Source organism: Zoogloea sp. GW822-FHT05C07 (assembly GCF_058800215.1).
In genome coordinates, this window is sequence record NZ_CM179510.1 from 4,062,401 (window position 1) to 4,086,476 (window position 24,076).

At 66.6% G+C, this 24,076-nt stretch carries 28 protein-coding genes; 12 read left to right on the forward strand and 16 right to left on the reverse strand.

What is annotated here, in order from left to right; genetic code table 11:
- The first annotated feature begins 400 nt into the window (after window positions 1-400).
- The 10 genes from AC3QL2_RS18705 to AC3QL2_RS18750 all read left to right on the forward strand — a co-directional run bounded on the left by AC3QL2_RS18705 (window position 401) and on the right by AC3QL2_RS18750 (window position 7,891).
- Complete coding sequence (locus AC3QL2_RS18705; protein WP_493235186.1) at window positions 401-1,285, forward strand: urease accessory protein UreD; 885 nt, start codon at window positions 401-403, stop codon at window positions 1,283-1,285.
- A gap of 97 nt (window positions 1,286-1,382) precedes the next feature.
- Window positions 1,383-1,685, forward strand: coding sequence for an urease subunit gamma (ureA, locus tag AC3QL2_RS18710; RefSeq protein ID WP_079435773.1), 303 nt, complete (start codon window positions 1,383-1,385; stop codon window positions 1,683-1,685).
- A 9-nt stretch (window positions 1,686-1,694) separates the two neighbouring features.
- Complete coding sequence (locus AC3QL2_RS18715; RefSeq protein ID WP_493235185.1) at window positions 1,695-2,000, forward strand: urease subunit beta; 306 nt, start codon at window positions 1,695-1,697, stop codon at window positions 1,998-2,000.
- On the forward strand, window positions 2,001-3,701 hold the full coding sequence (ureC, locus tag AC3QL2_RS18720; RefSeq protein ID WP_493235184.1) for an urease subunit alpha: 1,701 nt from the start codon (window positions 2,001-2,003) through the stop codon (window positions 3,699-3,701). It abuts the gene before it with no gap.
- Window positions 3,702-3,704: 3 nt separating this feature from the next.
- Window positions 3,705-4,181: an urease accessory protein UreE gene (gene ureE / locus AC3QL2_RS18725; RefSeq protein ID WP_493235183.1), complete on the forward strand. Its 477-nt coding sequence runs from the start codon at window positions 3,705-3,707 to the stop codon at window positions 4,179-4,181.
- A gap of 60 nt (window positions 4,182-4,241) precedes the next feature.
- Window positions 4,242-4,610, forward strand: a complete 369-nt coding sequence (locus AC3QL2_RS18730; protein ID WP_493235182.1) for a group I truncated hemoglobin — start codon at window positions 4,242-4,244, stop codon at window positions 4,608-4,610.
- Between the two features lie 43 nt (window positions 4,611-4,653).
- Window positions 4,654-5,322, forward strand: coding sequence for an urease accessory protein UreF (locus AC3QL2_RS18735; RefSeq protein ID WP_493235262.1), 669 nt, complete (start codon window positions 4,654-4,656; stop codon window positions 5,320-5,322).
- 13 nt (window positions 5,323-5,335) lie between these two features.
- Complete coding sequence (locus AC3QL2_RS18740) at window positions 5,336-6,619, forward strand: patatin-like phospholipase family protein (protein WP_493235181.1); 1,284 nt, start codon at window positions 5,336-5,338, stop codon at window positions 6,617-6,619.
- Between the two features lie 54 nt (window positions 6,620-6,673).
- Window positions 6,674-7,288: an urease accessory protein UreG gene (ureG, locus tag AC3QL2_RS18745; protein WP_493235180.1), complete on the forward strand. Its 615-nt coding sequence runs from the start codon at window positions 6,674-6,676 to the stop codon at window positions 7,286-7,288.
- 156 nt (window positions 7,289-7,444) lie between these two features.
- The gene (locus AC3QL2_RS18750) at window positions 7,445-7,891 is read left to right on the forward strand and encodes a MaoC family dehydratase (RefSeq protein WP_079435767.1); all 447 of its coding nucleotides are present in this window, start codon (window positions 7,445-7,447) and stop codon (window positions 7,889-7,891) included.
- Between the two features lie 82 nt (window positions 7,892-7,973).
- Here AC3QL2_RS18750 and AC3QL2_RS18755 read toward each other — a convergent pair whose 3' ends face one another.
- Window positions 7,974-8,906, reverse strand: coding sequence for a choice-of-anchor L domain-containing protein (locus AC3QL2_RS18755; RefSeq protein WP_493235179.1), 933 nt, complete (start codon window positions 8,904-8,906; stop codon window positions 7,974-7,976).
- Between the two features lie 207 nt (window positions 8,907-9,113).
- The gene (locus AC3QL2_RS18760; protein ID WP_493235178.1) at window positions 9,114-10,070 is read right to left on the reverse strand and encodes a LysR substrate-binding domain-containing protein; all 957 of its coding nucleotides are present in this window, start codon (window positions 10,068-10,070) and stop codon (window positions 9,114-9,116) included.
- Window positions 10,071-10,174: 104 nt separating this feature from the next.
- On the opposite strand from AC3QL2_RS18760, the gene AC3QL2_RS18765 reads away from it, so the two are divergent.
- Entirely contained in the window at window positions 10,175-10,876 is a 702-nt protein-coding gene (locus AC3QL2_RS18765; protein ID WP_493235177.1) for a pirin family protein, read from the forward strand.
- Window positions 10,877-10,917: 41 nt separating this feature from the next.
- Window positions 10,918-11,601, forward strand: a complete 684-nt coding sequence (locus AC3QL2_RS18770; protein WP_493235176.1) for an alpha/beta hydrolase — start codon at window positions 10,918-10,920, stop codon at window positions 11,599-11,601.
- A gap of 111 nt (window positions 11,602-11,712) precedes the next feature.
- Here AC3QL2_RS18770 and nifM read toward each other — a convergent pair whose 3' ends face one another.
- The 14 genes from nifM to AC3QL2_RS18840 all read right to left on the reverse strand — a co-directional run bounded on the left by nifM (window position 11,713) and on the right by AC3QL2_RS18840 (window position 24,036).
- On the reverse strand, window positions 11,713-12,612 hold the full coding sequence (nifM, locus tag AC3QL2_RS18775) for a nitrogen fixation protein NifM (protein WP_493235175.1): 900 nt from the start codon (window positions 12,610-12,612) through the stop codon (window positions 11,713-11,715).
- Window positions 12,609-13,100 (reverse strand): nitrogen fixation protein NifZ, encoded by a 492-nt coding sequence (locus tag AC3QL2_RS18780; RefSeq protein WP_493235174.1) that lies wholly within the window; start codon window positions 13,098-13,100, stop codon window positions 12,609-12,611. Before AC3QL2_RS18780 ends, nifM begins: the two co-directional genes overlap by 4 nt.
- A 24-nt stretch (window positions 13,101-13,124) precedes the next feature.
- The gene (nifW, locus tag AC3QL2_RS18785) at window positions 13,125-13,457 is read right to left on the reverse strand and encodes a nitrogenase-stabilizing/protective protein NifW (RefSeq protein WP_493235173.1); all 333 of its coding nucleotides are present in this window, start codon (window positions 13,455-13,457) and stop codon (window positions 13,125-13,127) included.
- Between the two features lie 27 nt (window positions 13,458-13,484).
- Window positions 13,485-14,018 carry a hypothetical protein gene (locus AC3QL2_RS18790; protein ID WP_493235172.1) on the reverse strand — a complete coding sequence of 178 codons (534 nt, stop codon included), beginning with the start codon at window positions 14,016-14,018 and terminating at the stop codon, window positions 13,485-13,487.
- A gap of 7 nt (window positions 14,019-14,025) precedes the next feature.
- Entirely contained in the window at window positions 14,026-14,706 is a 681-nt protein-coding gene (gene cysE, locus AC3QL2_RS18795) for a serine O-acetyltransferase (RefSeq protein WP_493240416.1), read from the reverse strand.
- A 109-nt stretch (window positions 14,707-14,815) separates the two neighbouring features.
- Window positions 14,816-16,009, reverse strand: coding sequence for a homocitrate synthase (nifV, locus tag AC3QL2_RS18800; RefSeq protein WP_493235170.1), 1,194 nt, complete (start codon window positions 16,007-16,009; stop codon window positions 14,816-14,818).
- Window positions 16,002-17,219, reverse strand: a complete 1,218-nt coding sequence (gene nifS / locus AC3QL2_RS18805; RefSeq protein WP_493235169.1) for a cysteine desulfurase NifS — start codon at window positions 17,217-17,219, stop codon at window positions 16,002-16,004. Before nifS ends, nifV begins: the two co-directional genes overlap by 8 nt.
- Before the next feature lie 5 nt (window positions 17,220-17,224).
- Window positions 17,225-18,139 (reverse strand): Fe-S cluster assembly protein NifU, encoded by a 915-nt coding sequence (nifU, locus tag AC3QL2_RS18810; protein WP_493235168.1) that lies wholly within the window; start codon window positions 18,137-18,139, stop codon window positions 17,225-17,227.
- Window positions 18,140-18,154: 15 nt separating this feature from the next.
- Entirely contained in the window at window positions 18,155-18,478 is a 324-nt protein-coding gene (locus AC3QL2_RS18815) for a HesB/IscA family protein (RefSeq protein WP_374480880.1), read from the reverse strand.
- A gap of 261 nt (window positions 18,479-18,739) precedes the next feature.
- Window positions 18,740-19,552: a peptidyl-prolyl cis-trans isomerase gene (locus AC3QL2_RS18820; RefSeq protein ID WP_493235167.1), complete on the reverse strand. Its 813-nt coding sequence runs from the start codon at window positions 19,550-19,552 to the stop codon at window positions 18,740-18,742.
- Between the two features lie 122 nt (window positions 19,553-19,674).
- Complete coding sequence (locus AC3QL2_RS18825) at window positions 19,675-21,183, reverse strand: efflux transporter outer membrane subunit (protein WP_493235166.1); 1,509 nt, start codon at window positions 21,181-21,183, stop codon at window positions 19,675-19,677.
- Window positions 21,180-22,163: an efflux RND transporter periplasmic adaptor subunit gene (locus AC3QL2_RS18830; RefSeq protein ID WP_493235165.1), complete on the reverse strand. Its 984-nt coding sequence runs from the start codon at window positions 22,161-22,163 to the stop codon at window positions 21,180-21,182. Before AC3QL2_RS18830 ends, AC3QL2_RS18825 begins: the two co-directional genes overlap by 4 nt.
- Entirely contained in the window at window positions 22,160-22,882 is a 723-nt protein-coding gene (locus AC3QL2_RS18835) for an ABC transporter ATP-binding protein (RefSeq protein ID WP_493235164.1), read from the reverse strand. The genes AC3QL2_RS18830 and AC3QL2_RS18835 overlap by 4 nt, the downstream gene beginning before the upstream one ends.
- Complete coding sequence (locus tag AC3QL2_RS18840; protein ID WP_493235163.1) at window positions 22,879-24,036, reverse strand: ABC transporter permease; 1,158 nt, start codon at window positions 24,034-24,036, stop codon at window positions 22,879-22,881. The genes AC3QL2_RS18835 and AC3QL2_RS18840 overlap by 4 nt, the downstream gene beginning before the upstream one ends.
- Between the last annotated feature and the right edge of the window lie 40 nt (window positions 24,037-24,076).

A 24,076-nucleotide genomic window follows, 5' to 3' on the forward strand; every position in this document is an offset into this window, starting at 1 on the left:
ACCCGGCCAATGCGAAGCAAAACAATGGAAATCCTTCCCCCTAACCAACCCATCAACCAACGAACCAACGCCCCAACACCGTGCGTTCCAGCACCACACGCCCCATGACCCAGCCCCCCGGCGCCGCCCGCAAGCCACTTTGGTGCATCCCCAGCACCCCAGGCTTCGCCCGTGCCCCAAAAAGTGCCACCCCCGCCGCCGAGGGCTTTGCGGGCGAGCCTTCGGGGCCTCCTTGATGACGCATTCTGCCGGGCGCCCGAGGCCGTATCCCTCGCCAAAGACGTCCGGCACCCCACAGTCCGGCCATTGCGCACTAGAATCGCCGCCGCCAACCGCCCGAATACCCCGAAAGCACGCATCCACGCGCCTCTCCGGCATACCGTTTGCTAATCTGAGACCCATGTTGCTCGCATCCTGTCCGCCTGCCGAACTGCAGGCTTCCGTACGTCCCGACGCCGGGCACCACCTGAGCTGGCGCGCGCGCCTCGAACTGGGCTTCGACGCCACGCCCGACGGCCGCACGGTGCTGGCCCACCGCCTGCACGAGGGCCCGCTGCGGGTCCAGAAGGCGCTCTACCCGGAAGGGCCGGCGGTGTGCCATGCGCTGATGCTGCATCCGCCGGCCGGTATTGCCGGCGGCGATGCGCTCACCGTGCAGGTGAGGGTGGGCGAGGGCGCCCATGCGCTGGTCACCACGCCCGGCGCCGGCAAGTGGTATCGCAGCCAGGGGCCGCTGGCCACGCAGCGGCTGGATTTCTCGGTGGCGGCGGGCGGCGTGTTCGAATGGCTGCCGCAGGAGAGCATCGTCTTCGACCGGGTGCGCGGCTTGACCGAGACCACGGTGCGCCTGCACGGCGATGCGGTGTTCGTCGGGCTGGACCTGCTGTGCCTCGGGCGCACCGCGTCCGGCGAGCGGTTGACCGCCGGCAGCCTGCGCCTGGCTTCGCGCATCGAGCGGGACGGGCGCTTGATCTGGAGCGAGCAGGGCGTCATCGAAGGCGGTTCGCGCCTGCTCGATTCGCCGGTCGGCCTGCGCGGCCAGCCGGTCACCGGCACGCTGCTGGTGGCGGCGGAGGGCATCGACGCGGCGCTGCTGGAGGCCTGCCGGGCGGTGCTGCCGACGGTGGGCGAGGGCGGTGTGACGCGACTGCCGGGCCTGCTGGTGGCGCGCTACCTGGGGCCGGCCGCCGAGCCGGCACGGGCCTGGTTCGTGGCCCTGTGGGCGGCGCTGCGTCCGGCTCTGGCCGGCCGCCCGGCCGAGGTGCCACGGATCTGGCATACGTGATATCGGTTTCCGGCAATGGCCGCCGCCGCGGCCGTGCAACTATCATTTCCGGCGCCGGCCAGCGGGCCGCGCCGACCGAACGAGAAAGGGCTCCCGAATGGAACTGACCCCCCGCGAAAAAGACAAGCTGTTGATCTTCACCGCCGGCCTGCTGGCCGAGCGGCGCAAGGCCCGAGGCCTCAAGCTCAACTACCCGGAGGCGGTGGCCTACATCAGCGCCGCCCTCCTCGAAGGCGCCCGCGACGGCCGCACGGTGGCCGAGCTGATGAACTACGGCACCACACTTTTGACCCGCGCCGACGTGATGGAAGGCGTGCCCGAGCTGATCCCCGAGATCCAGGTGGAAGCCACCTTCCCCGACGGCACCAAGCTGGTCACCGTCCACCAACCCATCGTCTGAGGCCCGCCCATGATCCCCGGTGAAATCGACACCCTCGACGGCGAGCTGGAGCTCAACGTCGGCCGCGCCACGCTGACCCTCGTCGTCGCCAATACCGGCGACCGCCCGATCCAGGTCGGCTCCCACTACCACTTCGCCGAGACCAACGCGGCGCTGGACTTCGACCGCGCCGCCGCGCGGGGCTTCCGCCTCAACATCGCGGCCGGCACCGCGGTGCGCTTCGAGCCGGGCCAGACGCGGACTGTCGAGCTGGTGGCGCTGGCGGGCGACCGCAAGGTCTTCGGTTTCAACGCTCATGTGATGGGAGCCCTGTAAATGGCCAAGATCTCGCGCCGCGCCTACGCGGAAATGTTCGGCCCGACGGTGGGCGACCGGGTGCGCCTGGCCGACACCGAGCTGTGGATCGAGGTGGAGAAGGACTACACGATCTATGGCGAGGAGGTGAAGTTCGGCGGCGGCAAGGTGATCCGCGACGGCATGGGCCAGGGCCAGCGCCTGGCTGCCGAGGTGGCCGACACCGTCATCACCAACGCGCTGATCCTCGACCACTGGGGCATCGTCAAGGCCGACATCGGCCTCAAGAACGGGCGCATCAGCGCCATCGGCAAGGCCGGCAACCCGGACATCCAGCCCGGCGTGACGATCGCCGTCGGCGCGGCCACGGAGGTGATTGCCGGCGAGGGGATGATCGTCACCGCCGGCGGCATCGACACCCACATCCATTTCATCTGCCCGCAGCAGATCGAGGAGGCGCTGATGAGCGGCGTCACCACGATGATCGGCGGCGGCACCGGGCCGGCCACCGGCACCTACGCCACCACCTGTACGCCGGGGCCGTGGCACATCGCGCGCATGCTGCAGGCGGCCGACGCCTTCCCGATGAACCTCGGTTTTCTCGGCAAGGGCAATGTCAGCCTGCCCGACCCTCTGCGCGAGCAGGTCGAGGCCGGCGTCATCGGCCTCAAGCTGCACGAGGACTGGGGCACCACGCCGGCAGCCATCGACAACTGCCTGTCGGTCGCCGAGGAAATGGATATCCAGGTGGCGATCCACACCGACACGCTGAATGAATCCGGCTTCGTCGAGACCACCGCCGCGGCCTTCAAGGGGCGCAGCATCCACACCTTCCACACCGAAGGGGCGGGCGGCGGTCACGCGCCGGACATCGTCAAGCTGGCCGGGCTGTCCAACGTGCTGCCCAGTTCCACCAACCCGACCCGGCCCTATACCGTCAACACCATCGACGAACACCTGGACATGCTGATGGTGTGCCACCACCTCGACCCGGCGATTGCCGAGGACGTGGCCTTCGCCGAGAGCCGCATCCGCCGCGAGACCATCGCCGCCGAGGACATCCTGCACGACATCGGCGCGCTGTCCATGTTCTCGTCCGACTCCCAGGCCATGGGCCGGGTTGGCGAGGTGATCATCCGCACCTGGCAGACTGCCCACAAGATGAAGGTCCAGCGCGGCGCGCTGGCAGAGGACACGGCGCGCAGCGACAACTTCCGCGCCAAGCGCTACATCGCCAAATACACCATCAACCCGGCCATCACCCACGGCATCAGCCACGTGGTCGGCTCCATCGAGCCGGGCAAGCTGGCCGATCTGGTGATCTGGAAGCCGGCCTTCTTCGGCGTCAAGCCGAGCCTGATCCTGAAGGGCGGGATGATCGCCGCGGCGGCCATGGGCGATGCCAACGCGTCCATCCCGACGCCGCAGCCGGTGCATTACAAGCCGATGTTCGGCGCCTTCGGCGGCGGCCTCAAGACGGCGCTGACCTTCGTGTCCCAGGCCGCGCTGGCCAACGGCGCGCTGGACGGCCTCGGCCTCGCCAAGCCGCTGGAGGCTGTGCGCGGCATCCGCAGCGTCACCAAGGCGGCGATGATCCACAACAACTGGCAGGGCGACATCACCGTCGATCCGGAAACCTACGAGGTCCGCGCCGCCGGCGAACTGCTCACCTGCGAACCGGCCAGCGTGCTGCCGATGGCCCAACGTTACTTCCTGTTCTGAACCATGCTGCTGATCGAAAACATCTACACCGGCGACGCCGCGCCCACCGCGCGCCTGCAACTCGACTTCGACGCCCGCACCAAGAGCCGCCTGCGCACCCGCCTGGCGGACGGCGAGGAGGTCGGCCTGTTCCTGCCCCGCGGCACCATCCTGCGCGGCGGCGACCGCCTGCAGGCCCAGGACGGGCGCATCGTCGAGGTGGTGTCGGCGCCGGAGGAGTTGCTCGAGGCGCGCTGCGTCGACGCCTCCGCGCTGGCCCGCGTGGCCTACCACCTGGGCAACCGCCACGTGGCGGTGCAGGTGGGTGACGGCTGGCTGCGCATCCAGACCGACCATGTGCTGAAGACCATGCTGGTCGGCCTCGGTGCCGCGGTGAGCAGCCTGAGCGCCGCCTTCGAGCCGGAAGCCGGCGCCTACGCCCACGGCCATCACCACGCCGAGCGCGGGGCCACCGAAGCCAAGATTCACCAGTACAAATAACAAGACCCAGAGTTGGGAGCCGCTCCAAGCATCCTTCAACCACGATAGGAGTCTTTCCTGATGACCACGCTTTACGAACGCCTTGGCGGCGCGGCCGCCATCGATGCGGCTGTCGACATTTTTTACAACAAGGTGCTGGCCGATGCGCGCATCAGCCATTTCTTCGCCAACACCGACATGGTCCGTCAGCGGGGGCACCAGAAGGCCTTCCTGACCTACGCCTTCGGTGGCGGCCCGGCCTATAACGGCCAGGGCATGCGCGCCGCCCACCAGGGCCTGGTGGACAAGCTGGGGCTGAACGAAAGCCACTTCGACGCGGTGGTCGAGAACCTGGCGGCGACGCTGGCCAGCCTCGGCGTGTCCGATGCGCTGATCGGCGAGGTGGCGGCGGTTGCCGCGTCGATCAAGGACGACGTGCTGTGCCGCTGAGCGTCTTTCCATACGCCGGAGACCGCCGGTGAGCCTGCCGCTGATGCGCCTGCTGCAGCTGGTCAGCCCCGCGCTGCCGGTGGGCGCCTACACCTATTCGCAGGGCCTGGAGTGGGTCGTCGATTGCGGTGCCGTGAAGAGCGAGGCCCAGGTCGGCGAGTGGATTGGCGATGCGCTGGCGGGCGCTTTCGGCGGCTATGAGCTGCCCTTGCTGGCCGTCCTGCTGGACGCCTGGCGGGCCGGTGACGACGGCGAGGTGGCGGTGCTCAACGCCCGCTGCCTGGCCAGCCGCGAAACCTCCGAGCTGCGTGCCGAGACGGTGCAGATGGGCTACTCGCTGGTCCGCCTGCTGGTCGATCTGCCGGCCTTCGCCGGGTTGCCCGGTTGGGTTGCGCGCATCAGGACGCTCGAAGAGCCGGTCTTTCCGACCGTCTGGGCCGCCGCCGCGGTGGCCTGGCAGGTGCCGTCGGCCGACGCGCTGGGCGGCTACGCCTGGGCCTGGCTGGAGAACATGGTGATGGCGGCCGTGAAAGCGGTGCCCCTCGGCCAGGCCGCCGGCCAGCGCCTGCTGTCGTCCCTGGCCGCGCAGGTGCCGGAGCGGGTCGCCGACGCGCTGCAGCGCCCGCCGGAGGCCTGGTCCAACTTCCAGCCGGGGCTGGCGATTGCCAGTTGCCGCCACGAGACGCAGTATTCCCGCCTGTTCCGTTCCTGAGAAGCCTTGCATCGTGACTGTCCGTGACGACGACGTGCCCCGTCTTGCCATCGCCTGCCAGGGCGGCGGTGCCCACACCGCCTTCACGGCCGGTGTGCTGGCCTACCTGTTCCTGTCCTTCGAGCATTTCAAGAGGGAAGGGCAGGAGAACCACTGGTTCCGCCTGCAGGGTCTGTCCGGCACCTCGGGCGGGGCGCTCACCGCGGCGCTGGCGTGGAGCAAGGCCGACAGCTGGGCCGACGGCGCCCGCCGGGTGCTGAGCTACTGGAACCGCAACAAGGCCAGCCTCGACCCGGCCGGCAAGGCGCCCCTGTGGTGGAGCGAGTATTTCACCAACAAAGCTGCGCAGTTCGCGCTGTCGCTGCAGGACTGGCTGCCGGACGTGAGCGTGCCGCCGTCGCCATACCTGTCGGCGCTGGTGCAGGCCCGCATGAAGGACGACCTGCGCACTACCGTCGGCCTGCCGGCCGAGGCGGAGCGCTTCTTCGGCCGGGACGGGCTGGACCTCTTCGTCGGCGCGGTGGATGTGCTCGGCTACCCCGACCATCCCCAGAGCGCCTTCCGCACCTTTCCGGAGCGGCCGGGGGCGGGCATCCGCCTCGACGAACTGCTGGCCAGCGCGTGCATCCCCGAACTCTTCGTGGCCGCGCCGCTGGAGGTGGACAGCCGCAGCCAGCCGGGCCGCCGCGAAGCGCGCTTCTTCTGGGACGGCCTGTACTCCCAGAACCCGCCGATCAACGACTTCTTCATCAACCGCCCGCGGGACGCCAAGCCCGACCTGCTGTGGGTGGTGCAGATCAACCCGAACCAGTACGAAGGCAGCGCCTGCGGTCCGGTGACGCCGTCCGAGCAGATCGACCGGCGCAACGAGCTGGCCGGCAACCTGTCCCTCGGCCAGGAGCTGCGCTCCATCGATGTGGTGAACAAGATCGCGACCCAGCTGACCGAACTGCGGAAGCTGCCGCCCGACCTGGCCGACTACAAGCGGGTCACCGTCAGTGTCGTCGGCCTCGGGGACCGGCCGCGCAAGGACTTTGCCGGCGTGCGCCTGGACTACGCATCCAAGCTCAACCGCGACCCGGATTTCATCGACGCGCTGATCGCCGAAGGCATCACCGCGGCGGCCGAGGCGGCCTGCGACGGACATCTGCTGCGGCCGCACCCGAGCATGAGCCGGCGCCACTGCCGCTCCGATTTCTCCAACCCGGACTGGCCCGACCCCCGCGACCTGGCGGCCTTCCTGGCCGACGATCCGGCGCTGGCCCGCCAGTGGGCGGCGCTGACCGCGGCGGGCTGAGCCCGGCCGGGCCCCGAACCCCATCTCCAGAACTCAAGAAGAAGGAAACGCTCCATGAAAGGCCAACCCCTCCGCGTCGGCATCGGCGGCCCCGTCGGCTCCGGCAAGACCGCCCTGACCCTGGCCCTGTGCCAGGCCCTGCGCGACAAGTACGACCTGTGTGTGGTCACCAACGACATCTACACCGCCGAGGACGCCCAGTTCCTGGTGCGCAACGAGGCCCTCACGCCCGAGCGCATCATCGGTGTGGAAACCGGCGGTTGCCCGCACACGGCGATCCGCGAGGACGCCTCGATCAACCTGGAGGCGGTGGATCGCCTGATCCGCCTGTTCCCCGACGTGGAGCTGATCTTCGTCGAGTCCGGCGGCGACAATCTGGCGGCGACCTTCTCGCCCGAGCTGTCCGACCTGACGATCTACGTGATCGACGTGTCCGCCGGCGACAAGATTCCGCGCAAGGGCGGGCCGGGCATCACCAAGAGCGACCTGCTGGTCATCAACAAGATCGACCTGGCGCCGCTGGTCGGTGCGTCGCTGGACGTCATGGACCGGGATGCCAGGAAGATGCGCGGCGAGCGCCCCTTCATTTTTAGCAATTTGAAGACCGGCCAGGGGCTTGCCGACATCATCGCCTTCATCGAGCGTCAAGGATTGTTGAAAGACGCCTGAAAGCGGCTGAAACCCTTATTGCGTGCGGATTCCGTAACACGATTGGAGTATGCTGGAAACCACGTGGGCGGCCTGGGGAGGAGTCAGGCCGCCGGCGATTTTCCAACAGTTCGCATACCCACAATCAAGACCAAAACACACAGAAGGGAACAGTCGATGAGCGAAGAAAAGCAGAACTTCGAGGAATACTACGGCTACAAGTACGAGGAGTTGTTCGTCGGGCAAAGCGCCGTGTATGCGCGCACCGTCACCGAGGCCGACATCCTGGCCTTCGCGGGCGTGACCGGCGACTTCAACCCTGTGCACGTGAATGAGGAACTGGCGGCGTCCACCATGTTCGGTGGCCGTATCGCCCACGGCATGCTGTCGGCCGGCTTCATCTCCACCGTGTTCGGCATGAAGCTGCCGGGGCCGGGCTGCATCTACCTGTCCCAGAGCCTGAAGTTCAAGGCGCCGGTGAAGATCGGCGACACCGTCACGGTGCGCTGCACGATCAAGGAACTCACCCCCGAGAAGCGCAAGGCCAAGTTCGACACCGTGGCCACGGTGAAGGGCAAGGTGGTGCTGGAAGGCGAAGCGGACATCATGGTGCCGGCCCGCTAAAGGCTGTGTACCGCTGAAGCTGTGTGTATGGCCCGGCGCGTACGCAATGTCGCGCCGGGAAAAGCGCATCACCCCCGTTGCATCAGCCGCGCTTGTTGCGGCGACGGGTGGCTGCCGCTGCTGCGAGGCCGACGCCGGCGAGTGCCAGGCTGGCAGGTTCGGGAACCGCGTTGCCGATGCCGCCGCCGGTCGCCCTGCCGGCGCTCAGGCTGCTGATGAAGACGGCGCTGTCAAAGATGTCGTCGAAGGTGTCGGCGATGCCGATGGTGATGGTGTGGCTGCCGTCAGGATTGCCGGCGCCGAGCAGGCCCGTGACGGTGAATACCTGGGTCAGGCCGTTGTACTCGATGTCGTACAGGCCGCCGCCGACCGGGTTGTCGATGAAGTTGGTCGGGTTGCCCGGCGTGTTGGCGATCAACTGGCCGTTGCTGAACTTGGCGTAATTCACGCCATCCACGAAGAAACCGAAGATGTCCGTCACCGTCTGGGTCGGGAATTCGTCCGTGGCGAACACGAATTGCGCCGACACCGAGGTGATCCCTGCTGCAACGTTGAAATTGAAGCTCAGCACGTTGGCGTCATTGGTTACGTCCGAATTGCCGGCGCTGGCGCTGAGGGTGCTCAATTGCGCGTTCGAGCCGCTGCCGCTCTGGCCGGAGAAGTTGTTGAGCGTGTTGGTGAGTGGCACATTGACATTGCCGGAGGTCAGCACGATGCCGTTGTTCAGGTTCAGCGTCGGGGTCGAACCGGACGACGGCGCCAGGTTGAACCCGCTATAAGTGCCGGATTGCTGGAAGCCGGCGTTGTTGGTCCCCTGGTAGCTGGCGCTGCCACCGACCACGGAAATGCCGCTCGACGGGGCCAGCAGGGAATTGATCAGGGTCGTGGTGATGCCGGCATTCGTACTGATCGGCGCAATCACCGGGGCGGCAAATGCGGCACTCGAGGCCATGGCGAGGGCCAGACCGGAAAGGGTGGCGGCAATGCTCTTCTGGGCGAAAAGAGGACGGCTCATCTTGGAATTCCCTTATTGGATTGTGGGTGTCAGGGGAGGGGCGCAGGGCTGTATGTCCCATGATGCGTCAAGCATTTTCTGTTCCAAGATATAAATTTTGTTTAATTTCAGTTTGTTGTGATTTATTTAACGGCTCGTCTCCGACTGTGTGTAAATAAAACCGATTCGGGTAATCGATCCATGATGGATGACTTGCCTTCAGCTTCTTCAGGAGAATGCCTGTGTGCCGTCCAGCAGCGCGCGGCGTGTGTTGTCCAGGCCCAGTCGTTCCAGCCACCAGCTCAGCGCCTTGCCTTTGCTCCCGCTGCGCGCCTGGCGCCATGCGTAGCTGACCATGATGCGTCTTTCGTCCCGTTCGACACGCAGCGCCACCAGGCGGCCGGTTTCCACATAGGGGCGGGCCAGGCATTCGGGCAGGAAGCCCACGCCGAGGCCGCGCAACTGGGCCTCCAGCTTGGCCGGCATGCTGGCCACGGTGAATACGTCCTGGCCGCCGAGCAGGCCGATGGTCAACCCGTCGCCGTGGCGCACCGAGTCGGCCACCGCCACAGCCCGGTGGCGATGGATCGTCGCGTCGCTGAGGGGTTCGGTTTCGCGGGCCAGCGGATGATGGGGCGCCACCGTGAAGATGAAGCGCTGGTTGCCCAGCGGCTGGCTCAGGAAGCCCGGACCGATTGGTGATTCGGTGACGACGCCGAGGGCCAGATCGGCCTGGCCGGAGCTGAGGGCTTCCAGCGTGCCCGACAGGGTCTCGTCGCGCAGGCGCAGGCGGGTCGGCGGATTGAGGGCAAGGAAGTCCTGGCACAGTTCGAACAGCGTCGTGCGGTGGATGATGCTGTCTACCGCGATCGTGAAGCTGGCCTCCCAGCCGGTGGCGACGCGGCGCACCCGGTTGGCGACGGCGTCGATCTCGGCCAGTAGCCGGCTGCCTTCGCGCAGCAGTTCGCGGCCGGCCTCGGTGAGCTTGGCCTGGCGCGAGCTGCGGTCGAACAGCAGCACGTCGAGGGCATCTTCGATGCGCCGTACCCGGTAGGTGAGGGCACTCGGCACCAGCCCGCAGGCGCGGGCCGCGGCGGCAAAACTTCCGGCGTCGGCGATGGCCTGCAGCATGGCCAGTGCGTCGGGTGTCAGAAAGTCCCGCGGGGTGGGTCGATCTTGCGGCATTGGCGCCTCCATCGTTCAAATAGTTTGAATGATGACATCAAAGGGCGTGAGTCGTTCCGGGCTTGCTGAGGGCTAAAGTGGAGCCATCAACCAAGGAGGTCCCCATGCTTACCCTGCGCAAATCCCAAGACCGCGGCCACGCCGACCATGGCTGGCTGAAGAGCCAGCATTCCTTTTCTTTCGCCGGCTACTACGATCCCGCCCACGTGGGCTGGGGCAACCTGCTGGTCATCAACGAGGACCGCATCGCACCGGGCACCGGCTTCGGCACCCACGGCCACCAGAACATGGAGATCGTCAGCTACGTGATGTCCGGTTCGCTGGCCCACAAGGACAGCATGGGCAATGGCACGGTGATTCCGCCGGGCGACGTACAGCGCATGAGTGCCGGCAGCGGCGTGCGCCACAGCGAGTTCAACCACGCGGCGGATTCGGTGACACACTTCCTGCAGATTTGGATCGAACCGAACCAGCTGGGCATCGCGCCGGGCTACGAGCAGAAGACCTTTGCGGACGCCGAGAAGCGCGGCCGCCTGCGTCTGGTGGCGTCGCCCGATGGTGCCGATGGTTCGGTTGTGATCCACGCCGACGCGCGGCTGTATGCCGGCTTGCTGGACGGTGCCGAAGCGGCCACGCTGACGCTGGACCCGGCCCGCAAGGCCTACGTGTTCCTCATCCGCGGTGCGCTGAGCGTCAATGGCCAGGTTCTTGAGGCCGGTGATGCGGCGCTGCTCGCAGATGAAAGCGCGGTGGCACTGACGGCCGGCCGCAACGCCGAAGTGCTGGTCTTCGACCTGGCGCCGTAATGGCCGACAGTCCTCAACAACCTCACACAGGAACGACACGCATGAATGCAGCCATCACCCTTCCGCCGCTGATCGAAGACCTGAGCCTGTCCTACCGCCTGCGCCCGGCCGACGGCCCGGCGCAGGGCCTGGTGGTCCTGCTGCACGGCGTCGGCAGCAACGAGATGTCCCTGGCCGGCCTGGCGGCCTTGCTGCCGGCGTCGCTGGCGGTGGCTCTGGTCCGCTCGCCGATTCCCCTCGGCCCGTCGGCTTTCTGCGCCTTCCAGGTGAGCTTCACCGCCAATGGCCCGGTGATCGACGCGGAGGCGGCGGAGGTGAGCCGCGCCAAGCTGGCGTTGTTCGTCGCCGACCTGCAGGTGCGCCTCGGCATTGCCGCCGGGCGTAGCGTGGTGGCCGGTTTCAGCCAGGGCGGCATCATGTCGGCGAGCCTGGCGCTGACCCGTCCGGACAGCGTCGCCGGCTTCGGCATCCTGTCCGGGCGCATCCTGCCGGAGATCGCCCCGCTGCTTGCCCCGGCGGCCGAGCTGGCGCACCTGCAGGCGTTGGTTACCCATGGCAGCCTGGACAACACGCTGCCGGTGGCCTGGGCCGAACGCAGCGACCAATGGCTCGGCGAACTCGGCGTGCCGCTTGAATCCCACCGCTACCCGGCCGCCCACGAGATCACGCCGGACATGGCGCGGGACTTCGTCGACTGGGTGGCGCGCGTGCTGCCGGCCGCTTGAACGGAAAGCCGCGCCACAAAAAAAGCGGGGACCCGAGGGTCCCCAAAAGTGCGCTCCAAGCCTGGAGAAGATGAGTGCCGCCACTCACCCCCTCCGATTCCTACATTCGTTTCAGTGCTCCTGCAGAGCTTCGGCCTCCTTGGCTTTCGCTGCAGCGGCTTCCTGCAATTCCTTCAACCAGCCGTGCTGGCACAGCTTGCGGCGGTTCTGCTCCATGACCAGGCGGATGCGTGGCGCCACTTCGGCGTAGGGCGCCACGCCTTCCGCGCGGATGCTGTCGCAGCGGACGATGTGGTAGCCCAGCTCGGACTCCACGACTTCCGACAGTTCACCTACCGCCTTGGCGGCGAACAGCGCGGCGTCCAGTGCCGGGTAGAGCTTGCCGCGGTCCACGTCGCCGATCGTGCCGCCGTTCATCGCAGTCGGGCATTCCGAGTGCTTCAGGGCCTGCTCGGCGAAGCGCTTCGGGTCCTTCAGCAGGCGCTTGCGGATCTCGTTGATCTTCTTCAGGGCCAGTGCCGGGGCGTTCTCCGGCAGATCCGGGTTGATCGTGATGAGGATGTGCGAGGCGCTACGCCTCTCGGTGCGCATGAACTGCTCGCGGTGCATGTGGTAGAAGATCTGCACATCCAGCTCGGCCACGTTGGCGGACTTGGCCGAGACGCGGTCGAGCACCGCTTCCACCTTCAGTTCCCGTTGCAGCGCGGAGGTCAGCAGGGCTTCGTCGAGCTGCTGGGCCGCCAGCGCGTCGGTAAATTCCTGCTCGGATTCGTAGCGCCCGCGGATCTCCTGGAAGGCGTCGTCCAGCGTGCGCTGGGGTACGACGACGCCCTGGGCTTCCGGCGCGGTGAGCACCAGTGACTCGATGTCGAGCTGCTTCCTGGCTACCTGGCGCACATGGCGCAGTTCCCGTTCGGACAGTTCGCCCGGCATCTTCTCGTAGATGCCGTGGGCGGTCTTGAAGACCAGATAGGGCAGCGTGGTGTCGGGGGCGACGGCAAGCGTGGTCATGACACGTCCTCCTCGTCCTCTACCGCCTCGATCTCGCCGCCTTGTTCTTCCAGCGGCAGGGTTTCGAGGGCGCTTTCCGGTACCTGCAGCACCCAGCCGGGCACGTGCAGGTGGTACTGGACGCCGCCGGGCAGGTCACGCAGCACGCGCATGATCTCGCCCTTGGTGCCGGGTTCGGCGCGGATCTCGCCGCCGACCGCGAGGGTGATCGCGCAGCGCACCTTCTCGCGGACTTCGAACTTGCTCTCCACCCAGTGCTCGTCCTCGCCGAGGAGTTCTTCCTCGCGGCAGCCGACGATCATGTCTTCCTGCAGGAAGTACACCGAGTAGATGAGCTGGTCCTGCAGATAGCTGCCCACGTCGCGGACAATACCCATCGAGCCGCGGCGGATGAGGAAGTCACCGACGTCCTTGCCCGGAAAAGTGCCGTCGTTGCGCACGTTGCGCGTAACGCGGACGGTCTGGCCGTACTCGAAGCGGGGAAGCATGATGGTTCTCCTGGACGGGCGGCGTCAGACCTTGGGATTGGTCAGACTATCCAGCGACACGAAGGAGGTGCCGGCGGCTTTCTGCAGCACCACGAAGACCCGCTCGGTGAGCGCGTCGGACTGCACGAAGTCCAGGTAGGCCTGGGTCAGCCACTTGGTGTAGAACTCGCGCGCCGGCGTTTCGTCGGTGGGGGCAGGGCCCTGCGCCTTGATGTAGTTGTGGTAGCGCTGGAGGATGTGCAGGCGGTTCACATGGACCGTCTTGGCGTCGTACTCCACGCCGAAGTAGTCGAGAAACTCCTCGGCCGACGAAAGGTCTTCGAGGGCTTCTTCCAGGGTGAGATCGACGTCACTCATGATGGGCTCCTAGGCTACGGTTGGGATTCAGATTGAATGGGCCGTGAAATCGACGGCCACGATGTTGCCGCTGGCGCGGATCTGGGCGACCTCGATGAGGGGGCGCACGCCGAGGCGGTCGCGCTCATCCACGTCGGCGAGCTTGCCGAGCATCGCCAGGGCATCGGCGATGCGTTGCTGGCGCAAGGCCAGCACGGCCTTGGCCTTGAGCGACAGCAGCCAGAAGCGGGCCGCGGTGGCGGCGCTTTCGAGGCCGCTCTTGACCTGCTCGATGGTCAGCTCGCGCCAGTCCGCCGGGTAGCCGATGCCTGCGCCGGAGATCGCCAGCGCCTTGTCGGCGATGAGATCGGCGGCGTCCAGGCGGTTCTGGTAGAAGTAGTAGCGGTACAGCGCGACGATGACTTCCAGGTGGCGCGGGGCCAGTTCCTCGGCGCGCAGCAGCAGCGCCTCGGTCTCCGGCTCCGGGTACAGGTTGGAGGCCTCGTTGATCAGCGCGGTCACCTCGGGGGCGATCGGGTCGTCGAAGTACAGCGGGCCGGCGTCGAAGTCGAGCAGATCCATGGTGGCCTCAGCATTCTTCCTTGGCGGACTGGATCATCGAGCTGCAGTCGCAGTTGTCGGTGCATTCGCCGCACTCTTCCGGGTCGAGCCCGGCGGCGGCCATGCGCGATTCGAGCACCTTGACCCGGTCGAGCAGACAGGCCAGCGCCTTGCCGACGGGGTCGGGCACCAGGTGGTGGTCCAGGTCCAGCCCGTCGGGGCCGCGGCGGCCTTCGCTGCGCACGATGCGGCCGGGGATGCCGACCACCGTGCGGTCGGCCGGCACTTCCTTCACAACCACTGAATTGGCGCCGACGCGGACCCGTTCTCCGATGGTGATCGGGCCGAGGATCTTGGCGCCGGCTCCAACCACGACACCGCTCGAGAGGGTGGGGTGGCGTTTGCCTTTGCGCCAGGAGGTGCCGCCGAGGGTGACCCCGTGGTAAAGCGTGACGTCGTGGCCGATTTCGGCGGTTTCGCCGATGACGACCCCGGCGCCGTGGTCGATGAAGAGGCGGCGGCCGATTGCAGCAGCCGGGTGGATATCCACATTGGTCAGCATCCGGGAAAAGAACTGGAGGACCCGGGCCGGATAACGCAGGCCGCGGCTCCACAGGGCATGGCCGACGCGGTAGGCCATGATGGCGTGCACGCCGGGGTAGGTGGTCAGCACTTCCCAGCGGCTGCGGGCGGCTGGGTCGCGGCTCATCACCGAATCGATGTCTTCCTTCAGCAGCGCGAAGAGACCCTGGGGTGCTTCGCTGGCAACCGGTACGGCGGGCAGGGAGACGTTGGCGGCGGGGGGCATGTTCGGATCCTTACGAAGGGGTGCGGACATGGTGCGGACGGTCGGACGACAGGGAGTGCAGTTCGGCGATGAAGCGGCGCAGGTCGGCCGGGCGGGGCGTGCGCTTGGTGCGTTCGACGAAGCCGCGGATGCGCGGCAGCAGGTCGGCGGCTTCGTCGTTGCGGATCGGTACGCCCATGCGGGCGTAGGCGGCGATCACGCCGGCGCTGCCGGAGTGCTTGCCGAGCACCATGCGGTGCTCGCGGCCGACTTCAGCCGGGTCGATGGCCTGGTAGTTGGCCGGGTCCTTCAGCAGGCCATCCACGTGGATGCCGGCTTCGTGGGTGAACACGCCTTCGCCGACCACGCTCTTCTGCCAGCCCACAGGCCGGCCGGCGGCGCGGGCCACCTGGTGGGACAGGGCCTGGATGCCGGCTAGGTCGAGCCCGGTGGAGAAGCCATGGAGCTTGACCAGACCGAGGGCGACCTCTTCCAGCGCCGCGTTGCCGGCGCGCTCGCCGAGGCCATTGACGGTGGTATTGACGTGGGTGGCGCCGGCACGCACGGCGGCCAGGGTGTTGGCGGTGGCCAGACCCAGGTCGTCGTGGGCGTGCATCTCCAGCTCCAGGTCGCAGTTGGCGCGCAGGTCGGCAAAGCGTTCGAAGGTGCCGAAGGGCTCCATCACGCCGAGGGTGTCGGCAAAGCGCAGGCGCCGGGCGCCGGCCTGCTGGGCGGCCTCGGCGATCTGCAGCAGGAATGCGGGGTCGGCGCGGGATGCGTCCTCGCAGCCGACCAGTACTTCGAAGCCCATGTCGCGGGCCCGCGGCACCAGGCTGGCGATCTGTTCCAGCACCCACTCCCGGTCGCGCCGCAGCTTGTGGCGGATCTGCTGGTCGGAAGCGGAGATGGACAGATCCACCATCCAGGCGTCGAGGCCGCTGCAGGCTGCCAGATCATCCAGCCGCATCCGGCACCACACCACCAGGCGGGAGGCGAGGCCGGCGCGGGCGCAGGCCTGGATGCTCTCCCGCTCGACGGCGCCCATCGCCGGGATGCCGATTTCGAGTTCGGGCACACCGATGTCGCTGAGGCCGCGGGCAATGGCGAGCTTCTCGGTGAGGGTGAAAGCCACCCCGGCGGATTGCTCGCCGTCGCGCAGCGTGGTGTCGTTGATGACGACACGCGGCGCGCTGGCGGGGACGGAGGGCTGGATGAAATCAAGCATATGCGGGGTCGAAGGCTTTTGCCGGATCGGCGACCGGGCCGTTCTCGCCCCAGTAGGGCGACAGCTTGCGCAGCTGGGCGACGATCGGCGGTACCGCGGTGATGACCCGCTCGATTTCCTCCTCGGTCGTGTAGCGGCTGAGGGAGAAACGCACCGTGCCGTGGGCCGCGGTGTAGGGGATGCCCATCGCACGCATCACGTGGGACGGCTCCAGGCTGCCGGAGGTGCAGGCCGAGCCGCTGGAGGCGGCGATGCCCTGCTTGTTCAGCAGCATCAGGATCGCCTCGCCCTCGATGTATTCGAAGGCAATGTTGGCGGTGTTGGGCAGGCGGTTATCCGGGTTGCCGGTGACGAAGGCGTGGGGCACCACGGCCAGGATGCCGGCCTCGAGCTTGTCGCGCAGGGCCTTCACGTGGGTACGCTCGTGCTCCATGGCTTCCATCGCCAGCTCGGCGGCAACGCCCAGGCCGATGATGCTTGGCGCGTTCTCGGTGCCGGCCCGGCGGCCGCGCTCCTGGTGGCCGCCGCGCAGCAGCGGGCGGAAGCGTACGGCGCGGCGCACGTAGAGCACGCCGATGCCCTTGGGCGCGTGCAGCTTGTGGCCGGACACCGACAGCATGTCGATCTTGGTGGCCGCCAGGTTGATGTCGATCTTGCCGACCGCCTGCACGGCGTCGGTGTGGAACAGTACGCCAGCGGCGTTGGCCATCTCGGCCATCTCGACCACCGGGAAGTAGGTGCCGGTCTCGTTGTTGGCCCACATCACCGACACCACGGCGACCTTGTCGCTGAGCACCTTGGCGTAGTCGTCGAGGTTCAGGCCGCCCTTGTTGTCCACCTTCAGGCGGTGGATGGTGTAGCCCTCCTTCTCCAGCTGCTCGCACAGGCTGAGGACGGCCGGGTGCTCGACCACGGTGGTGATGATTTCCTTGCGGTCCGGCTGGGCCTTGAGGGCGGACAGGATGGCCGTGCTGTCGGATTCGGTGCCGCAGGACGTGAACACGATCTCGGAATCGAATTCGGCGCCCAGCAGCTTCTGCACTTTGGTACGGGCAGCCTTGAGCGCCACACCGACCTTGTTACCGAAACTGTGCATGCTGGATGCGTTGCCGAACTGCTCCGTGAAATAGGGCAGCATCGCTTCCACGACCTTCGGGTCGCAGGCCGTCGTGGCGTTGTTGTCGAGATAGATCGGGGTGGGGGTGCTCATTTTGCTTAGCCTCCGTGAGCGTGGGACGCGCAGGCGTGGGCCTGGGCCTTGGCAGCGGGCACGACGCGGACGAACTCGCCGAGGGCTTCGATCATCTTGGTCTGGATGCCGGCCAGCGTGGCGGCTTCCATCTGGCAGCCGGAGCAGGCGCCGGTGAGGTTCACCAGGATGTTCTTGCCTTCGATGTCCACCAGCTCGATGTCGCCCCGGTCGGCCAGCAGGGTCGGGCGCACCGCGGCGATGACTTCCTCGATCTTGCGGATGCGGGCCAGGGTGCCGAGCTTGGCGGGTGCCGCTTCGGCGACGGCCGGCTTGGCTTTCTTGGCACCGGCGGGCACGAAGGTCTCGCCCCGTTCGGCCATCACCTTGGTGAGGATTTCCTCGATCGGCTCGTGGCAGGTGGAGCAGCCGCCGCCGGCCTTGGTGTAGTTGGTGACTTCTTCCACCGTGCTCAGGTTGTTGGCGCGGATGGTGTCTTCGATCATCTGGCTATCGACGGCGAAGCACTTGCAGACCAGCGCGCCTTCCTCGTGGTCGTCGCTCCATTCTTCGCCGCGGTAGTTGGCGATGGCGGCGTGCAGGGCTTCGCGGCCCATCACGGAGCAGTGCATCTTTTCCGGCGGCAGGCCGTCGAGGAAGTCGGCGATGTCCTGGTTGCTGATCTGCTTGGCTTCGTCGAGGGTCTTGCCCTTGACCATCTCGGTCAGCGCGGAGGAGGAGGCGATCGCCGAGCCGCAGCCGAAGGTCTGGAAGTGCGCGTCCTGGATGATCTCGGTGACCGGGTCGACCTTGAGCATCAGGCGCAGCGCGTCGCCGCAGGAGATGGAGCCGACGTCGCCGGTGGCGTTGGCGCCTTCCAGCGGACCCGTGTTACGCGGGTTGTAGAAGTGCTCTTTGACTTTTTCGGTGTAATCCCACATGACAGTCTCCTTCGATCAGGCTGCGAAGGACTGGCCGCATTCGCAGGACTTGGCCGCCTTGGGGTTTTCGAACTTGAAGCCGCTGCCGGACAGGGAATCGACGAAGTCGATGGTGGTGCCCTCGATCAGCGGTGCGGAGTACGGGTCGATCAGAACGGTGAGGCCATCGATGACGAGCACGTTGTCGTCGTCCTGCTTTTCGGCTTCGAGCTTCATGTTGTATTGCAGGCCGGCGCAACCTCCGCCCGACACCACGATGCGCAGTCCCGCCACCGGATCGGCAGCCGTCGAAATGAAGCGGGAAACAGCCTTACACGCATTGGGGGTGAGGGTGATCATGGTTTTCTCCTGGGGGGTGATTGGGTTGTGAGCGCAACTCAGTGTTGCAACCCGTGTGCCAGGCCCGAAAATTCATGCAGTGCGTTGAAATATAAGGATTGTTTTGTGCGTTGTGGCGTACGTTACGGTGTGGGATAGGCGACGCGACAAGGGGATTGTCGTGTTCGTTACAGAGGGCGGCCGCTCCACCACGGAAAAGGTGGCGCACAAAGAAAACGGGAGCCCGAAGGCTCCCGTTGTCGTACAGGCTGGCGGCGGCGCTTAGTTGATCTTGGCGGCCTTGGCCAGTTCTTGGAGGTGCTGTTCCACCAGCTGGCCCTGCAGGCGCTGGGTGATCTGCGGCTTGGCTTCCTCGAAGCTGGGCAGCTTGAGATCGCGGATTTCGTCGAGCTGGATCACGTGGTAGCCGAACGGAGTCTGCACCGGCGTCTGGGTGTAATTGCCCGGGGTCAGGCCGGAGAGGGCCTTGGCGAAGGGCTCGACGAAGCTGCCCGGCACGGTCCAACCCAGGTCGCCACCCTTGTCCTTGGTGCCGGGGTCGGTCGACAGGCTGGCCAGCTTGTCGAACTTCTCACCCATCTTGAGGCGCTCGATGATGTCCTTGGCTTCCTTCTCTTCCTTCACGAGGATGTGGCGGGACTTGTATTCCTTGTTGCCGGTCTGGACCACCAGGCGGTCGTATTCGGCCTTGGCGGCGGCTTCGGTGACCGGATGGCTCTGCACGTAGTCGGCCACGTAGGCGTTGGCAATGATCTGGTGGCGGGCCAGGTCGGCCTGCAGGGCGACGTCGGGCTTGCGGTCGAGGCCTTTCTTCTTGGCGGCCTGGTTGAGCAGTTCGGTCTGGATCAGGCGGCCGCGGATCTCGTTGGTGAGTTGCGGGCCATCGGTGGCGCCCTGGGCCTTGGCACGTTCCGCCAGCAGGTCGTAGGCGCCCTGGGGAATGCCCACGCCATTGACCGTGGCCACCACATTCTTGCCGGCGGCGGCCTTGGCCGGCTCGGCGGCGAAGGCGGGGGCCTGGGCCAGCAGGCCGGCGATCAGGGTGAGGGGGAGAAGGGGCCGGAGAAACTTCATGGGGATTCCTTGTTGATGGGCTGCTGGTGTGGCCGGGCGGCAGGGTGAGTCATGCTGTCCAAGCGCAAGAGACAACTGTTTTGTGTTGAGCCACGCAGTATTCCGAAGGGCATGCAGTCTCGTCAACGTGCTGGATACGCCTGCAAGCCGGATGCAAGGCTGTCCGGTTCGGAGTTGTCGGCCTGCGGGTCTGCTGCCGGTCGCCATCCGCCGCCCAAAGCCTTGTGCAGTGCGACCAGATCGGTGAGCAGAGTGGACTGGGATTGGCTCAGGTTGCGTTGCGCATTGAACAGCGTGCCTTCCGCCGTGAGCACATCGAGGAAGGTCGTGAGGCCGCGCCGATAGCGGTCCCTGGCCAGGCTGACGGCCTGCAGGTTGGCGCTGACTGCTTCGGCGAGGGCGACTTGCCGTGATCTTTCTGCATAGTAGTTGGTCAGCGCGTTCTCCACGTCTTCGAGCGCGCTGTGGTAGGCGGCCCGGTAGCGGGCCAGGGCTTCGTCGAAAACGGCTTGCCGGCTGGCGATCTGCGCTTGCGTCCTCCCCCCGTTGAAGACCGGCAGCGACAGGCCGGGCACGATGGACCAATAGCGGCTCGATTGTTCGGCGAAGCGGGATGCCTGGTTGCTTTGCAGGCCGAGGCCCAGGGTCAGGTCGAATTTCGGGTACAGATTGGCGGTGGCGACGCCGATGTCCGCCGATGCGGCTGCCAGGTTGCGTTCCGCCGCTTGCAGGTCGGGGCGACGTGCCAGCAGTTCGGCGGGCAGGCCCACGGCGCTGAGGCCCGTGTCGGCGGGCAGCGGTGCCGAGGTGCTCAGTTCGGCCATCAGTGCCGTCGGCTCCCGGCCGACCAGGATCCCCAGGCGGTGGATGGACTGGGCTATGGCGGCGGTCAGTACGGGGATGTTGGCCTCGGTGGCGGCGCGTTGGGCGTCGGCCTGGCTGACATCCAGATAGCTGGTGAGGCCGAGTCGATAGCGTTCGCGGGTGACGTCGACGGTTTGCCGTTGGCTCTCGGTGTTGGCACGGACGATGTCGAGCTGGGCTTGGTTGGCCCGGAGCTCGATGTAGTTGCGGGCGAGCTCACCGCGCAGGCTGAGACGGGTCGCATCCAGGTTGGCGGTGCTTGCTTCGAGGCTCGCCCGGGCGCTTTCCTCGGCCCGGCGGAGTCCGCCGAATACGTCGATTTCCCAACTGGCATCGAAGCCCGTCAGATACACGCTGGTCGGTCCCTTGTTGGACGCGAGGGCTGCGGCCGCCGTGTTGTTGCTGCTGTCGCTGCGGTTAACCGAGGCACTTGCATTGACGTTCGGAAGGCGTGCAGCGTCCGCCGTCAGCCAGGCTGCCCGCGCCTGTCGTACGCGGGCCTGGGCCTGAGCGAGATCGAGGCTGCCGCGGTCGGCCTCGTTGATCAGGCGATCCAGTACAGGATCGCCGAAGGCCTGCCACCAACGGCTCTGCGCCAAACCGGGGGCCGGGGATGGGGGCTCCTGCGCAGCGGACCATTGCTGTGGTGCGCCCAGATCAGGCTGCACATAATCCGGTCCGACGGCGCTGCAGCCGCACAGGCTCGCCGCAAGCAGCATCGCCAGGGGCCTGGCCATGCCCCGGCGTCGGTGTCGATAGGAGGTCATCGCGTAACTCCGCTGGCATGCGTCGCCGCGGGGGCTACGGGGGCGATCTCCGGTGTCTCGATGAACACGTCCATCTGCTGGCCCACGAAGGCTGGCAGCGCATCGCGCGGGAAGCTGTAGAGGACCTGCAGCACCCGGGTATCGACCCGCTCGGTGCTGGCGCCGGTAAGGGACTGCTTGGGCGTCACGTAGGGTTCGACCCGAACGAAGCTCAGCGGCGTCTTCAATTCGCGGTTGCCGCGCAGGGAGGCCGCTGCGGCGGTCTGCGGCTTGAAGCGCCAGGCGTCGTTCTCGTCGATATTGACGCGGACATAGAGCTGGTCGAGATTGCCCATCTTGATGAGCGGGGTGGTGAGGACACCCGCCTGCGCGAATTCGCCGGGGCGGATGTTCACTTGCATGACCTCCCCGTCGATGGGCGCGCGCACCGTCAGGCGTTCTATCTCGATCTGAGTGGATTTGACGTCGGCTTCGGCGGCCGTGACCGCCGCATGTGCGCTTTCCAGCCTTGCCTTGGCCAGCAGTTCGGCATTGCGGCGTTTCTGTACGTCATCCAGGCTCACCGCGCGCTGGTCGCCGGCGCTGCTCACCAGCGCGTACTGGGAGCGGGCATCCTCAAGGGTCGCCTTGGCCTCTTCGACCGCTGCCCGGGCCTTGACGACGTTGGCCTGTTTGACGAGCAACACTGCCCGAAAGTCCCGGTCGTCGATCTGGAACAGCGGCGTGCCGACCGCCACGTGGTCGCCGACCTTGACGAGCATTTTTTGGACGATGCCGGCCACGCCGGTGCCGATATCGATGTTGTTGCTGCTTGCTTCCACGAGCCCGGCGCCGCCGATGTAGGACTTGAACGGTGCCTGGGCCGGTTGGGCGACCGGTTGGGCGGGCGGGGGTCTGCGTTCGGCCTGGACGGCCACGATGATGGCAACGACCAGGCCCAAGGCGGCCAGGCCGGGCAGGATCCGGTTCTTGAGTTTCATGGGGCATTCTCCGTGGCGCCGCTGTCCGTCTGCTCCACGCTGACGATGCGGCCGTCTTCCATGCGTGCGATGCGGTCGGCGAATTCGTAAATGCGGGCATCGTGGGTGACGATCACCAGCGCCCGGTCGCTGCCGACGGCCACGTTCTTGAGAACCTGCATCACCTTGTAGCCGGTTTCGCCGTCGAGGGCGCTGGTCGGCTCGTCGCAGACCACCAGGCGCGGCCGATGGATGATGGCGCGGGCAATGGCCACACGCTGTTGCTGGCCGCCGGAAAGCTGGGTCGGCAGCGCATCTTCCCGTCCTTCCAGTTGCACATCGCGCAACCGGTCGCGAGCTTCCGCGACGGCGGTCTCGAAGGGCACACCATTGATGAGCAAGGGGATCGCCACGTTCTCGGCAGCGGTCAGGGTGGGGATCAGGTTGAAGGACTGGAACACGAAGCCGATAGTCTGGCCCCGGTAGAGGGTCCGTTCGTTGGCCGGCAGGTGCGTGATGTCCTGCCCGAACAGCAGGCATTCGCCGTCGTCCTGATCGAGGATGCCGGCGATGACCGAGATCAGCGTCGTCTTGCCGCAACCGGAGGGGCCGACCAGCATCAGCAGCTCACCCATCCGCACTTCCAGATCGATGCCGCGCAGGGCCAGCACCTCGGCTTCGCCGCTGCCGTAGCGCTTGACGACGCCCGTGCATTGCACGGCGGATGCATATCCGTTCATTTGAACACCACCGCGGGTTCGAGCTTGAGCACCTTGCGTACGCTGATGAGTGCCGCGAACAGCACGATGATCGCCACGGCGATACCGCTGCCGAGGAGCAGCTGCCAGTTCAGTGTCATCGATAGTCCCGGTCGTTCGCGGGTGATGGCAGCGAATACCGCCGTGGCACCGGCCCCCAGCCCGAAGCCGACAAAGCCGACCAGCAGTGCCTGCAGCAGGATCATCCGGCGCAGCATCCGGTCCGTGGCGCCCATGGCCTTGAAGACCGCGAAATAGCGCAGGTTGTCGAGGGTGAAGTTGTAGAAGATCTGGCCGGTCACCGCCGCGCCGACGATGAAGCCGACGATCACCACGAAGCCGAAGTTGGTGAGGATCGACGTGTTGTTGAGGATGTACTGGAAGGTCATGTCCTTGAACTCGTCTGCGCTGCGGGCCGCCATGCCCGTGTCGTGGCGGATGCGCGCCGTTACCTTTGCAAGTGGTTCGTCGGCCTTGGCCTTGACCAGGATGTAGGACAGTAGCTTGCGTTCCGACAGGGCGAAGCTGGTGGCCCGCGTGTAGGTCGTGTAGATGATCGGCTGGGACTGGAAGGTAGCGCTGGCGCGGGCGATTCCAACGACCCGCGCCCGTTTGTCGTTGATCTCGAGGATATCGCCCACCTGCAGCGGCTCTGCCCTTTTACCGGGGCTGGCGGGTTTGGCGAGACGGCCAGTGGCGCCGGCCTCGTCGACGATCACCGCGTCGGGCAGGCGCAGGTCGGCCAGCCGGCCCTTCAGCATGACCGCCGGACCGCCGATGAGGGTGGCGTCATCCAGGCCGATCAGGTTTGAACTGACGAGTTGGCCGTCGCCCAGCCGGACTCGTTGATTGCCCTTGTAGAGGGGCACCGCCCATTCCACGCCCTTTACGCCGCGCACCCGGTACAGCTGGGTATCGAGCATGGGCTGCGAGTCGTCCACATACTTGACCATCGGGTCCATCACCCAGATGTCCGGTAGTGCGACATCGGAGATGAAACTGTAGGTGCGGGAAAAGATGGAGATCAGGATGCCCGGCTGCTGGATCATCAGCAGGGAGGCGAGGGCGATGCCGGTGATGATGCCGAAATACTTGCCACGATCACCGAGGAGCATCTTCAGCGCTATGCGGAACATCCGGGCACCGTCATGACAGGAGCGGAGCGGTCATTGTGCT